Annotated in this window: 9 protein-coding genes; 8 read left to right on the top strand and 1 reads right to left on the bottom strand. The window is 66.5% G+C overall.

Going from position 1 to position 13294, the window contains the following annotated elements; translation table 11 throughout:
- The first annotated feature begins 98 nt into the window (after nucleotides 1–98).
- A complete protein-coding gene (locus tag E3T29_RS15510) occupies nucleotides 99–2087 on the top strand; it encodes an aconitate hydratase (RefSeq protein ID WP_134346464.1) in 1989 nt (662 codons plus the stop codon).
- 45 nt (nucleotides 2088–2132) lie between these two features.
- Here the strand turns inward: E3T29_RS15510 and E3T29_RS15515 are convergent, their stop codons facing one another.
- On the bottom strand, nucleotides 2133–3608 hold the full coding sequence (locus tag E3T29_RS15515; RefSeq protein WP_134346465.1) for a hydroxymethylglutaryl-CoA synthase family protein: 1476 nt from the start codon (nucleotides 3606–3608) through the stop codon (nucleotides 2133–2135).
- A gap of 163 nt (nucleotides 3609–3771) precedes the next feature.
- On the opposite strand from E3T29_RS15515, the gene mvaD reads away from it, so the two are divergent.
- From mvaD to E3T29_RS15550, 7 genes are all read left to right on the top strand, one after another.
- Nucleotides 3772–4764, top strand: a complete 993-nt coding sequence (gene mvaD / locus E3T29_RS15520; RefSeq protein WP_092341493.1) for a diphosphomevalonate decarboxylase — start codon at nucleotides 3772–3774, stop codon at nucleotides 4762–4764.
- A 1-nt stretch (nucleotide 4765) separates the two neighbouring features.
- A complete protein-coding gene (locus E3T29_RS15525) occupies nucleotides 4766–5764 on the top strand; it encodes a mevalonate kinase (RefSeq protein ID WP_166789935.1) in 999 nt (332 codons plus the stop codon).
- Nucleotides 5761–8043 (top strand): hydroxymethylglutaryl-CoA reductase, degradative, encoded by a 2283-nt coding sequence (locus E3T29_RS15530; protein ID WP_134346467.1) that lies wholly within the window; start codon nucleotides 5761–5763, stop codon nucleotides 8041–8043. Before E3T29_RS15525 ends, E3T29_RS15530 begins: the two co-directional genes overlap by 4 nt.
- Nucleotides 8044–8170: 127 nt before the next feature.
- Nucleotides 8171–9823: an ABC transporter substrate-binding protein gene (locus tag E3T29_RS15535; RefSeq protein WP_134346468.1), complete on the top strand. Its 1653-nt coding sequence runs from the start codon at nucleotides 8171–8173 to the stop codon at nucleotides 9821–9823.
- Nucleotides 9820–10788 carry an ABC transporter permease gene (locus E3T29_RS15540; protein ID WP_241987851.1) on the top strand — a complete coding sequence of 323 codons (969 nt, stop codon included), beginning with the start codon at nucleotides 9820–9822 and terminating at the stop codon, nucleotides 10786–10788. Before E3T29_RS15535 ends, E3T29_RS15540 begins: the two co-directional genes overlap by 4 nt.
- Complete coding sequence (locus E3T29_RS15545) at nucleotides 10785–11645, top strand: ABC transporter permease (RefSeq protein WP_241987852.1); 861 nt, start codon at nucleotides 10785–10787, stop codon at nucleotides 11643–11645. Before E3T29_RS15540 ends, E3T29_RS15545 begins: the two co-directional genes overlap by 4 nt.
- Nucleotides 11642–13171 (top strand): ABC transporter ATP-binding protein, encoded by a 1530-nt coding sequence (locus tag E3T29_RS15550; protein ID WP_134346469.1) that lies wholly within the window; start codon nucleotides 11642–11644, stop codon nucleotides 13169–13171. The genes E3T29_RS15545 and E3T29_RS15550 overlap by 4 nt, the downstream gene beginning before the upstream one ends.
- The last annotated feature ends 123 nt before the right edge of the window (nucleotides 13172–13294 follow it).

Raw genomic sequence — 13294 nt, forward strand, 5'->3', positions numbered from 1 at the left:
CTGGTCGTTAATCCCGCATTCGCGTAGATTGAGACTCTGCGCACAACGTCGATGCGTGATTGTCGACACCGGACCCGCACACGAGCAAGGGAGTCAATATGGCCTACAACGTCGCTCAGAAACTGATCGCCTCGCACTTGGTAGTGGGGGACATGGTTCCCGGCACCGAAATCGGCCTGCGAATCGACCAGACCCTGACCCAGGATGCGACCGGTACCCTGGTCATGCTCGAACTGGAGGCACTCGGTCTCGACTATGCACGCACGGAAGTGTCGGTGCAATACGTGGACCACAACCTGCTGCAGGCCGACAGCAAAAATGCCGAAGACCACGACTTTCTGCGATCCGCCTGCCAACGCTTCGGCATCTGGTTCTCCAAAGCCGGTAACGGGGTATCGCACCCGACGCACATGCAGCGCTTCGGTATCCCCGGCAAGACCATGGTCGGCTCGGACAGCCACACCCCGGCGGCCGGCTCGCTCGGCATGCTCGCCATCGGCGTCGGCGGTACGGAAGTAGCGCTCGCCATCGCCGGCGAACCGCTCTACATTCGCATGCCCCAAATTTGGGGCGTGCGCCTGACCGGGCAGCTGCCGCCGTGGACGAGCGCCAAGGACGTCATTCTCGAAATGCTCCGTCGCCACGGTGTGAAGGGCGGCGTCAACCGCATCGTCGAGTATTACGGACCGGGGCTGGCCACCCTGACCGCCATGGATCGGCACGTGATCGCGAACATGGGTGCCGAACTCGGCGCGACCTCGACAGTGTTCCCGGCCGATGACCAGGTGCGCACATTCTTACGCGCCGAGGCGCGCGAGGACGACTTCGTGGAATTACTCGCCGATGCTGATGCGACCTATGACGTGACCGAGGAGATAGACCTGGCCTCGATCGTTCCCCTGATCGCCCTGCCCAGTTCGCCGGGCAACGTCGTTCCGGTCAGCGAAGTCGCTGGCCGACCGGTCGAGCAAGTGGTGATCGGGTCATCCGCTAACCCAGGTCTGCGAGACTTCGCGATCGTCGCGGCGATCACCAAGGGGCGGCAGTCGTTCCCCGGGCTGTCCCTCGACGTCAACCCAAGCTCCCGCCAGATTTTGCAGGACTTGACCAAGATGGGCGCCACCCTCGATCTCATCGGGGCCGGTGCGCGGTTGCACCAGTCTGGCTGCATGGGGTGCATCGGAATGGGACAGGCCCCCGCCAACGGCAGCATCAGCCTGCGCACCATGCCGCGCAACTTCCCAGGCCGCTCGGGCACGCAAGAAGACTCGGTTTACCTCTGCTCCCCAGAGACCGGGGCTGCAGCCGCGCTGACCGGAAAAATCACCGACCCGAGAGATCTCGCTGACCTGTTTAACATGGACTATCCGTCGATCACCCTGCCGGAGTTCTCCAGCGTCAACCTGACTATGCTCGAGGCGCCGCTGCCCGCTGCGGAATCGCTCACCGTCGTGCTCGTCAAGGGCGAAAACATTTCGTCGCTGCCCGTCTTCGGTCCGCTCGCCGAACGCATCGAGGCTCCCGTTGCCCTGATCGTCGGCGATGATATTTCAACGGATGAGATTCTTCCGGCCGGTGCGCGCGTCTTGCCGTTTCGCAGCAACGTTCCCAAGCTCGCCGAATTCACCTTTGATCAGGTCGACCCTACCTACCCAACCCGCGCCGCACTCACCCGAGACACGACCGGTCACATGATCGTCGCTGGGGCGAACTACGGGCAAGGGTCTTCTCGCGAGCACGCAGCGATCACCCCGCGATTCCTCGGGCTGCGGGTTGTGCTGGCGGTTTCGTTTGCGCGCATCCACTGGCAGAATCTGGCGAACTTCGGCGCGCTCGCGCTGCAATTCACGGATGCCGCCGATCACGACCGCATTGGCCAGGGCGACGTGCTGGTGCTCGACGGTATTCGCGAGGCGCTCACCAACGGCACCGAGATTATCGTTCGCAACACCACCCGCGATGAGACTTATTCCGTGCGGCACGAGCTTTCGACCCGCCAGATTGAGATGCTCCTGGTCGGCGGCCTCATTCCGTGGCTGCGTGCCCGGCACGCGCAGGGCGAGCCCGCGATCGGCACGACCGAGTAGCAGCGAGAGGCAGAACGCGGTCGGCGCAGGTCTGCCCCGTTTGGTTTATTCGGCGCTGCCGACGACGTAGCGGTAGTACTCGACGCCCTCATCGAAGAAGTCCGGCCCATTCGACGTGCCGACGTGATCGATCACGAACTCATCGCGGGCGGGCGGGGCGATATTTTCGATGCGGCGTCCCTCGTGCACATCGATGTATTGCGCTTCGTTCAGATCGATCGCGCCAACCAAGGCTGACTCAAAATTGATTCGCCTGGCCGCTTCTTGCCAGCCGGCGACAACGCGCAGTGGCAGCGCCTCCGCAGCGTCGCCACTGCCGTAGCCGAGGGCCAACCAGTTCTGATCGGTCAGCTCGATGCGATCGGTCAGGGCCTCCTGCAGGCCAGCGGCGAGCCAGGCCGGAAGGGCAGCGGTGTAAAGATTGCCGAGGTCGCGCATGGCTTCGGAGCCCAGCCTGAGCTTGTCCTCGACGAGCGTGTCCCAGAGCGGGGTTTTGCGCAGCTGGTTGCGCACCTTGCGGGCCAGGGGAAAAACGTCGCCGGTGTTTTCGGCGAGATCGGCGCCGTTACCGTGAAACGGTGATGGCGCGAGCAGCTCCTCGAGGAGCAGATCGGCATCGACACCGGCGTCGGCAGCGAGTGCGCGCAATTGGTCATGACCGTCGTCATCATGAGCCAGAGCGAACAGGAAGGCCATGACCCACCCGGTCGTCGGCATCTGGTGGTATGGGCGGTGCATGAAAACCGCGTCGATGTCGTGAAAATAGTCGAGGCTTCGGCCGGGGCGTTTCTCCAGCATGGCCGTCATGGCGTGGTGGGTGGCATCGATGTAGCAGCTGGTGGAATAGTGCCCGTTGAACATGGGCAGATCCTGCACCTGTCCGTCATCGCGCGCCGGCTGATTGCGAAAACGGGCAAACGGCTTGCGAAAATCGGCCACGCGGTAGTCGGAGTCGCTGCCGGCTGCGGCGAGGTCCACTTCGAGCAGGCGCGCGTCGCTCTCCAGCAGCATCGCGACCGCGCCGGCACCCTGCGTGGGCTCTCCGCTGCCGCCGCGCGCGTACTCCGCAATATCGGCGCACACCACGATGGCCTGGCGACCGCGGCCATCCGTTGCCAGATAGCGCAGCGCAGCTTTCACGCCGTAGACGCCGCCCAGGCAGGCCTGTTTGAATTCGGGCACTTCGCAGTCCCGAGCCAACTGAGGCAGGCCGGCCGCGGCCAGGGCCTCATTGACCATGCCCTTGACGATGACCGCGCCGGCAGAATTGTCGGTGCTCGACTCGGTGCCGAGCGCGAGAAGCCCAACCTGGGACGGGTCGATGTCGTAGTCCCGAATCAGGCGCCACACCGCATTGGCGGCAAAGGTGTACACGCTCTGCGCGGGGGCGCGCATGCGAAAACTTCGGCCGACCACCGAGCGGAATTTCTCCCACGGCTGGTCATTCCAGGCACACCACGCTTCGAGCTGCACGCGATACGGCGGGAGATAGAGGGAAAAACCACTTATTCCAAGAGCCAACGGAGTCTACTTAACTTTTCAGGTGCTTGCTTGACCGCACCGGGTCGTGAACACACCGTCATTTTAGTCGGCGAAGCTGCGAGTAGTCCGGCGCGGGCTGGTTCGGCCGGATGCCGTCGGGGCTCCCGGCTAAAATAGAGGCAGAACCGATCGGAGCAGCCCTGTGTCACAGACCCTCGAGGCCGGCGCTACGGCGCGCGCCCGCGCACATAGCAATATCGCGCTGGTCAAATATTGGGGCAAGAACGATGTCGTTCTCAATACCCCCGCGGTCGGATCCATCTCCGTCACACTCGATGCCCTCTTCACTGATACCCGGGTGACCTTTCGTTCGGGTCTCGCTGCCGATGAATTCTGGCTGAGCGGATGCCGGCAGGAGGCCACCAAGGTCGCCCGCGTTCTCGATCTCGTGCGTCAGGCCCGAGGAACGCACCTGTTCGCCGTCGTGGAGTCCGCGAACAATTTTCCGACCGGAGCCGGGCTGGCCTCGTCGGCATCCGGTTTCGCCGCTCTCGCCGTCGCTGCCAGTGGCGCTGCCGGGCTCACGCTCACCGACCGGCAACTGTCGATTCTGGCCAGGCACGGCTCCGGTTCGGCCGCCCGTTCCATCTTCGGGGGCTACGCCCAGATGCATGCCGGCAGCGCCGCTGACGGCTCGGATTCCTACGCCGTGCAGCTGCTGACCGGCGCGGACTGGCCGCTCGCCGTGGTTGTCGTCATTACCGAGCTGGGTGCGAAAACGATCACCTCCACCGTCGGAATGGGGGCTAGCGCTGCCAGTTCACCGTTCTATCCGGCCTGGCTGGCGACGGCCCCCGGTGATCTCGCTGATATGCGGGCCGCGATCGCCGCCCGCGACTTCGTGCGGCTGGGCGAACTCTCCGAGTACAACTGCCTCAAGCTGCACGCCCTGATGCTGACCACCCGGCCGGCGCTGATCTATTGGAACGCCGCGACGGTCGCGGCGATGCACGCCGTTCGGGATCTGCGCGCGTCCGGCGTGCCGGCCTACTTCACCATCGACGCCGGGCCGCAGCTGAAGGTGCTCTGCCTACCCGGGGATGTGCCCCTGGTTCAGGAGGCGCTGTCGAACGTTGCCGGAGTGCACGAGGTACGCCCGAGTGCTCTCGGCCCGAGCGCCTACCGGTTGGACTGACGTGGCATCCTTTTCGTCGTCGGCACCCGGAAAATTGTTTCTGCTTGGGGAGTATGCCGTCTTGCACGGGGCGCCGGCGCTGCTGGCAGCCGTCGATCGTCGGGTGACCGTTACCGTCATACCTGCCGGGTCGTGGCGGCTGCACGCCCCCAGCGTGGGCATCCAGCATCTCGACCTCGATGAGGAAGGTCGTCTTCCCGCCACCCTCGACGCGGATACCCGTTCGACCCTGCGCCTGTTCGACGCGGTGCGTGTGGCGGTGCGGGCGGGTACAGCCGGCTCTGGCCCGTTTGAGATCAGCATGGACAGCTCGTCATTCGTGCGCGATGGCCATAAATTGGGGCTCGGATCAAGCGCCGCGGTGGCCAGCGCGCTCACTGCGGCCCTGGCAGAGGCCTCCGGGCTTCACCTCGATCGGGAGGCGCTGTTCACTCTGGCTCATTCGGCCCATCGGGCCGCGCAACACGGCACGGGCAGCGGCGGAGATGTCGCCGCGAGCGTGTACGGCGGTCTGCTCTCCTACACCGTCGAGACTCCGCCCGTGCAGATGCAGTGGCCCAGCGACCTCAGCCTTGTGGCCGTGGTTACCGGTGCTGGCTCGGCGACGACCGATCTGGTCGGTCGGGTCAACGATTTTGCCGTGCAGAATCCGGCGCAGCACGACCAGGACCTGGCGCGCCTGATCCGCCTCGCCCACTCGGCGCACTCAGCGCTCGCCGACCGCGACGGTTTTCTGCGCCTGGTCGATGACTACTTCACGGCGCTGGCCCTGCTCGACGCCCACGCCCAGGCCGGCATCGTGACCGAGCGCCACCTTGAGCTACGCGCGGTGGCCGAGCGTGCTGGCGGCGTGTTCAAGACCTCCGGCGCCGGCGGCGGCGACGTCGGGCTCGCCTTCAGCGCGAGCGGCGCGCCCGCCGAACGCCTCGAAAGTGCGCTGGCCGACGCCGGGGCATCCGTTGTGCCGTTGAAATTCGGCGCGCCAGGGGCCCGGTCATGACCGGCTCCCGCATCGCGAAGTTCTATCAGCTGTCGGTGCAGAAACGACTGGATTTGTTGCACAAACGCGGCACGTTGAACGATGCCGACTATGCCATGTTGCAGCCGGGTACCGGGCTGCTCGACGCCGAAACCGCTGACCGACTGACCGAAAACGTGATCGGCGTGTTTTCCCTGCCAATGGGGCTCGGGCTCAATTTTCAGATCAACGGTCGCGACTACCTGATTCCCATGGTGGTGGAGGAACCGTCCATCGTGGCGGCGGTCAGTTCCACCGCACTTCTGGTGCGCCAAAACGGCGGTTTTACCAGCACGGCCGATGAGCCGCTGCTAATCGGCCAGGTGCAGGTCGTTGACGTCGCCGACCCGGCGTTGGCGCGTCTAGCTCTGCTCGCGCAGACGGAACAAATTCTGCGGCTCGCCAACAGCGGCCACGCGAAGATGGTCGCCCGCGGCGGCGGCGCGCGCGGTGTCGAGGTGTATTTGCGGGGAGCGACGGCGCAGAACGGTGAGCTGCTGGTCGTGCACCTGCTGGTCGACACCCGCGATGCGATGGGGGCGAATCTCGTCAACTCAATGTGCGAGAGCATTGCGCCCCTGGTCGAGCAAATCAGCACGGGGCGGGTGTTCCTGCGCATTCTCTCGAACCTGACTGATCGTGCCCTCGTGCGTGCCCGCGCGGTTATCCCGCAGGCAGCGCTGGCCACCGGGGAGTACTCCGGTGACCGCGTTCGTGACGGCATCATTCTGGCTGCCGAATTCGCCGAGCTGGATCCCTACCGGGCTACCACCCACAACAAGGGCATCATGAACGGCATCGACGCCGTCGCGATCGCGACCGGCAACGACTGGCGAGCCATCGAAGCGGCCGCCCACGCCTATGCCGCTCGCGGTGAGCACTACGCGCCGTTGTCGACCTGGCGGGCGAACTCGGCTGGTGACCTGGTCGGCGAGCTGACGATGCCGCTCAAGGTGGGCACGGTCGGCGGGCAGGTGGAATCAAACCCGGCCGTGCGAATCGCCCACAGCATCCTGAGAATCGGGTCGGCGCGCGAACTGGCCGAGGTCATGGCGGCGGCGGGGCTGGCCCAAAACCTGGCCGCGCTCAAAGCGCTCTCCACCACGGGAATCCAACACGGGCACATGCGCTTGCACGCCCGGGCGGTCGCGGTGGCCGCCGGCACCAGCCCGGCGCGCTTCGATGAGGTTGTGGAGCAGCTCGTCGTCGGCGGCGAGATCAAGGTGTGGAAGGCGCGGCAAATTCTGGCAGACCTTGAAGCCCCGCCGCTGGCCGCCAGCGCCCCCGCCGCCGTAGTAACAGCCATGCCCCCCACGCGTGCACCGCAGGGTGCGGGCGGGCACGTCGGTTACGGCAAGATCATCCTGCTCGGGGAACACTCCGTGGTGTACGGTCGGCGGGCCATCGCCGCGCCCATCGGCCTCACGGTGCGCGCCGAGGTCGGGCGCGGTACGCCTGGGCAGGCGCCGATCATCACCGACTGGGACGCGGATGGTTCGGTGCAGGAACCGATCAGCGCCGACGTCTCGCACCGGGTCGCCACGTTGATCGCCGCACGTCTGGGTTTGCCGCAATCCGGCGTGCGGGTCGACGTGTTTTCTGAGCTGCCGCGAGCGAGCGGTCTAGGGGCGTCGGCCGCGTTCGCCGTCGCTCTCGTCCGGGCGACCGCCGAGTGCTTCTCCATTCGGCTCAGCGACGAGCAAGTGTCGAGTCTGGCATTTGAGTGCGAAAAGATCGTGCACGGCACACCGTCCGGCATCGACAACACCGTTGCCACGTTCGGCCGGCCGATTCTTTTTAAAAAAACGGATGCTCCGAGTGGTCACGAAATTCGCGACATCGTCACACCGAATCCGATCCCGATCGTGATCGGTCTCACCGGTATGCACGCCCTGACCTCGCACACCGTGGCCGCCGTGCGCGCGGCGTGGCAGCAGCGCCCCGCGCGTTACGATGCGATCTTCGATCAGATCGACTCCCTGGTCGGGGATGGGGCCGACGCCCTGCGCCGGGGCGACACTGTCGAACTGGGCGAGCTGATGAACATCAACCAGGGCCTGCTCAATGCCCTGCAAGTCTCGAGTCCCGAGCTCGAGCAGATGGTCGCCATCGCCCGCCGGGCCGGTGCTCTCGGTGCCAAGCTGACCGGCGGAGGCGGAGGCGGCGCGATGATCGCCGTGGCTGGGTCCGCTGGCGCCGAACCGATCCGTGCCGCCTTGCGCGGGGCCGGTTACACCACCTACCTGACCGAGATTCGGTAGATAGTTGGTGACGGTCATTTGCTGTCGCTGTTAAATTAGGACATGCTTACGTCATGTTAATAGCCCACCGCCAGGCGGAGTCAACATGCGTCACCGTTCGACCAGTACCTGAGAAGAGACCCCACCTATGCGCACTCGCGCACATTCAACATCCCGACTTCGCGCCGCCGCCGCCGTCATTGCCGCCATCGCTCTGGTTTCCGGATGCGCTGCCACCTCCCCGAATGCCCCCGCCAACGCGAATACGCTGACCTACGCCATCAACGGCGGCACGCTCAGCGGCGGCAAGATGGACATCCACTCGTCGGCGTTCCAGGCCACCGCCCTCGTGATGCGCAACTCCTTCGACTCCCTCGTCTATGAGAAAGCCGACGGCTCGTTCGTGCCATGGCTCGCCACGTCCTGGCAGATCTCGGACGACGGCCTGCACTACACGTTCGATCTGCGGGGCGATGTCACGTTCCACGACGGCGAACCCTTCAACGCCGAGGCCGTCAAGGCTAATTTCGAGCACGTCGTCGCCCCAGAGACGGCGTCAGCGGATGCTGCCAGTCTGATCGGGTACGCCGAAACCGGCGGCTTCTACGCTGGCACCGAGGTCATCGACGAATTCACCGTTCGGGTGAACTTCAGCCAGCCGTACGCGCCATTCCTGCAGGCGGTGAGCACCGCCAAGCTTGGCTTCTACTCGCCGGCCACTCTGCGGGACAACGCGGCGCAGCTTTCGGCCGGTGGACCGGGCATTTCGGTGGGAACCGGACCTTACGTGCTGAGCGAATATACGCCAGACCAGAGCATCGTCTTCACCGCAAATGAAAACTACGACTGGGCGCCGGAGGGCAGCTCTCATCAGGGCGCGCCCGCCATCGACACGCTCGAGTTCCGCATCCTTCCCGAATCCTCGGTGCGCACGGGCGCCCTCACGAGCGGCCAGGCGCAGATCGCCAGCGACATCACTCCGAACACAGTCAGCCAGATCGGCGACGACTTCTCCATCCAGAACGTGACGATGCCTGGCCTGCCGTACACCCTGTTCCTGAACGGGGCGCACGGCGTCTTCGCCGACGAGAACGTGCGCCGTGCCTTCGCGCTCGGGGTCGACATCGGTCCGGCCGTCGAGACCATCTACCAGGGACAAGCGGAGCGCGCCTGGAGTATCCTCTCCCCGGCCACGCCCAACTCCTACGACCCGAGCCTCGAAGACAGCTGGGCGTTCGACCCAGACCAGGCCAATGCGCTGCTTGATGCGTCCGGCTGGACCGAGCGCGACTCCGAGGGCTACCGCACCAAAGGTGGAGCCCGACTGAGCGCCCAGTGGCTCGCCTACACCCCGGTCTCCGACGCCAACGCAAGCCTCGGCGACGTGGTGCAGTCTGACCTGCGCGACATCGGGTTCGAAATCGTGCGCGACAACCGTGAGATCGCCCAATACTACGAGGCCTTCGAAGCACGCGACTATGACCTGTCCGACTGGAGTTTCCCCAGCGTCGACGCCGACGTCCTGCGCGCCCACCTGCACAGCGGCGGCTATAAGAACGGCTCGTCTACGGCCGACCCGGTCGTCGACCAGCTGCTCGACGACGCCATCGCCACGAGCGATCCGACCGAACGCGAAGCGCTCTACCAGCAGCTGCAGCAGTGGAACGCGACCCATGTGGTCATGGTGCCGATCACGGTACCCACCGCCATCACCGCCTACAGCAAGACCATCGAGAACCTGAGCTTCGATCTGTACGGGCAGCCGCTCTTCTACGAGGCGTCCCTCACGACCGCGCCGTGACCGCGCACCGCGAGGGCCGTGCGCGTCGATCCGGCCGACCGGGCGCCCGCCTGGCCGGCCGGATCGGCGGCATGATCCTCGTGGTGTGGGGCGCCGCCACCGTGGGCTTCTTCTCGCTGCGGTTGATCCCCGGCGACCCGGTGAACGTGCTCGTGGGGCTCGGCAACGTGTCGCAGCGAGTGCGCGACCAGATCCGAGCAGACTGGGGCCTCGCCGACCCGCTTCTCCTGCAGTATTTCCACTACCTCGGCCGCCTGCTGCAGGGTGACCTCGGCACGTCGTATCGCATGCAGCAACCCGTCGCCGCGGTGATCGGCCAGCAACTCGCGCCGACGATGCAACTGATGGGCCTCGCCATCTCGTTCGCCGTGCTGCTCGCGTTCGCGTCGGCGCTGCTCGGCCGCGGCAGGCGCACCGGCCCGGTGGCTGGCCTGCTCGAGCTCGTGGCGGTGTCCTCGCCCACGTTTTGGATCGGCCTGGTGCTGATTGGTGTTTTCGGCTTTGGACTGGGTTGGTTCCCCGTGGTCGCCACCGCCGGGTTCGGCGCGCTCGTGCTGCCCGCCGTGACCCTCGCCATTCCGGTGGCCGGCATTCTCAGCCAGGTGTTGCGCCAGGGCCTCGACGACGCGGCCGCTCTGCCCTTCGTCGACACCGTGCGCGCCCGTGGAGCGAGCCAGACCCGCCTCGTGCTGCGGCATACCCTGCGCCACGCCGCAGCGAACAGCGTCACCCTCACGGGTTACATCGTCGGTTCCTTGCTCGGCGGTTCGGTGCTGGTAGAGACCGTCTTCGCCCGTCCCGGACTCGGACGCGTGGCCCTGAACGCCATCGTCAATCGGGATGTGCCTGTGGTGCTGGGCATTATTGTGCTCGCCGCAGTGTCGTTCTCGTTGGTCAACCTGCTGGTCGACTTCGTGGCCGACCGTCTCGACCCGCGCCTGGCGACCGAGCAGGCCTACGCGTGAGCATTCTCGCCGCCGCGCGCTCCCGAACCGCCCGCACCCGACGCGTGACCCGGATGCCCACACCGGCCCTCTGGGTGGCCGCCGGCCTCCTACTGCTCCTCTTGCTGTCCGCATTGTTTCCTCGGTTGTTCACCGGGGCTGATCCCGTGCGCACGGACATCGGCGCTGCGCTGCTGGCGCCCGGCCCTGGGCATCCGTTTGGAACCGACCAGGCCGGCCGCGACGTGTTCGCACGTGTCATCTATGGCTCGCGCTACTCGCTCGCGATCGGCTTCGGGGCTACCCTGATTGCCCTCCTGGCGGGCCTGGTGATCGGCTCTCTGGCCGGGCTGATGCGCCGGGTCGGCGACGGTGTAGTGAGCCGGGCGATCGAGATCGTGATGGCGTTTCCGGAGTTTCTGCTAGCGCTGATCGTGATAGCGATCATCGGGCCGGGGGAGGCGAGTCTGCTGATCGCGGTCGCCATCGCGGTGATTCCGTCGTATGCCCGCGTCGCCCGGGTACAGACCCTGGTGGTGAAGCGGGCCGGCTACGTGGAGGCCGCCCGCACACTCGGGGTGTCGCCGGCGGTCACCGTGCTGCGGCACGTGGTGCCGAACACGCTCGGGCCGTTGCTTGTTATGGCCACAATGGGAATCGGCACAGCCATCACGGCCGCCGCCGGCCTCAGTTTTCTCGGCCTCGGACCGAAGCCGCCCACACCGGAGTGGGGGCTCATTCTCTCCGAGGGACGCAACTTTCTCGCTACAGCCTGGTGGATCGCTGTGTTCCCTGGACTCGTGATCACCGCGACCGTGGTCTCGACGAGCGTTCTCGGACGGCACCTGCAGGCCAGCGCGGCGGGGCGGCAACGATGAGCGTCGTGAGTGTGCGCAACCTGCGCGTCGTCGTGCCGGGCGGGGCCGCCGTGGTCGATGGGGTGTCGTTTCGCATCGAGGCTGGGCAGTGCCTCGGCATCGTGGGGGAGTCCGGTGCCGGTAAGACCCTGACCGCGCGTAGCCTGATCGGGCTCGCCGGCACCGGGGTCACCGCTGACGAACTGACGGTGGCCGGCGTCGACGCCCGAGCCCTCTCCCCGCAAGGCTGGCGGGGCCTCCGTGGGGCGCGGGTCGGGCTCGTGAGCCAGGACGCTCTGGTCTCTCTCGACCCGCTGCGCCGAGTGGGCGCCGAGGTGGCCGAACCGCTCGAGGTGCACGAACCGCAGCTCGGCCGTGTCGACCGTTCTCGCCGCGTGCTGCAGCTGCTCCGGCAGGTGGCCATGCCCGATCCGGCCCGGCGTGCCCGGCAGTACCCGCACGAGCTCTCCGGCGGGCTGCGCCAGCGCGCGCTTATCGCCGCGGCACTGGCGGCATCGCCGTCGCTGCTGATCGCCGACGAACCCACGACAGCTCTCGACGCGACGGTGCAGGCGCAGGTCGTGCGACTGCTGCGTGAGCTGAAGGAATCTGGCCTCGCCCTGTTGCTGATCAGCCATGACCTGTCGATCATCTGCCAGCTGGCCGACCAGGTGGCGGTCATGAAGGACGGCCGATTCGTGGAAGTGCAGGCCGCGGACGCCCTGTTTGCCGCGCCGCAGCATCCGTATACTCGTCAGTTGCTGGCCGCTGCCGCGCTGGGCACGGCCACGGCGCCGAAGCCGGGCCCCGTGGTGCTCGCTGCACACGACCTCGCCAAGGCATACGGAACGCTGACAGCCGTCGACGGGGTCTCGTTCGAACTGCGAGCAGGCCACACCGTGGGTATCGTGGGCGAGTCAGGCTCGGGAAAGAGCACCGTGGCACGGATGCTGCTGGGCACGCAGTCGCCCGACCACGGTTCGGTGCTGCTGCACGGCGAGCCCTGGAGCGGCCTGCCGGAATCCCAGCGCCGGGCCCGGCGGGGACGTCTCCAGATCATTCACCAGGACTCGCTGAGCGCCTTCGACCCGCGGGCGACGGTGCTGCAGATTCTGTCGGAGGCTATCGCTCTCGACGGGATTCCGCGCCGGTGGCGCACGGCTCGGGCGGTGGAATTGCTCGCGCAGGTGGCGCTGGCGACCGGGCTGCTTGGCCGGCGCGCGCACGAGCTCTCCGGCGGGCAGCGGCAGCGCGTGGCGATCGCCAGGGCGCTCGCCCGGCGGCCGAGCATCCTGGTGTGCGACGAGCCGGTCTCGGCGCTCGACGCGCAGGTTCAATCCCAGGTGCTCGCGCTGCTGGCCTCTCTCCAGGAATCCACCGGACTCGCCATGGTGTTCATCTCGCACGACCTCGCCGTGGTTCGGGCACTGAGCCACGAGATCCTCGTGATGAAGGAGGGCGTTGTTGTGGAGCAGGGGCCGGCGGTCGATCTCTTTGCGGCGCCGCAGCATCCGTTCACCCGCGAGTTGCTCGCCGCCCACCGGTAAAACCGGTGTTTCTGCGGTGACCCGGCGCTCGCGGCACGTGTTTGCGACCTCGGCACTGGACCCGGGCAGCAGTTCCAAACCAGCGGATTGTAATTCCACCGCAGTCACCGCGGCGTTCCCCAG

The organism is Cryobacterium sp. TMT1-66-1 (assembly GCF_004403435.1).
Lineage (GTDB): Bacteria > Actinomycetota > Actinomycetes > Actinomycetales > Microbacteriaceae > Cryobacterium > Cryobacterium flavum.

What these genes read in the sequence shown, in the direction of transcription:
- E3T29_RS15530 (WP_134346467.1), top strand. Translation starts at nt 5,761, where the DNA reads ATGACCGGCTCCCGCATCGCGAAGTTCTATCAGCTGTCGGTGCAGAAA.
- E3T29_RS15550 (WP_134346469.1), top strand. Translation starts at nt 11,642, where the DNA reads ATGAGCGTCGTGAGTGTGCGCAACCTGCGCGTCGTCGTGCCGGGCGGG.
- E3T29_RS15535 (WP_134346468.1), top strand. Translation starts at nt 8,171, where the DNA reads ATGCGCACTCGCGCACATTCAACATCCCGACTTCGCGCCGCCGCCGCC.
- E3T29_RS15510 (WP_134346464.1), top strand. Translation starts at nt 99, where the DNA reads ATGGCCTACAACGTCGCTCAGAAACTGATCGCCTCGCACTTGGTAGTG.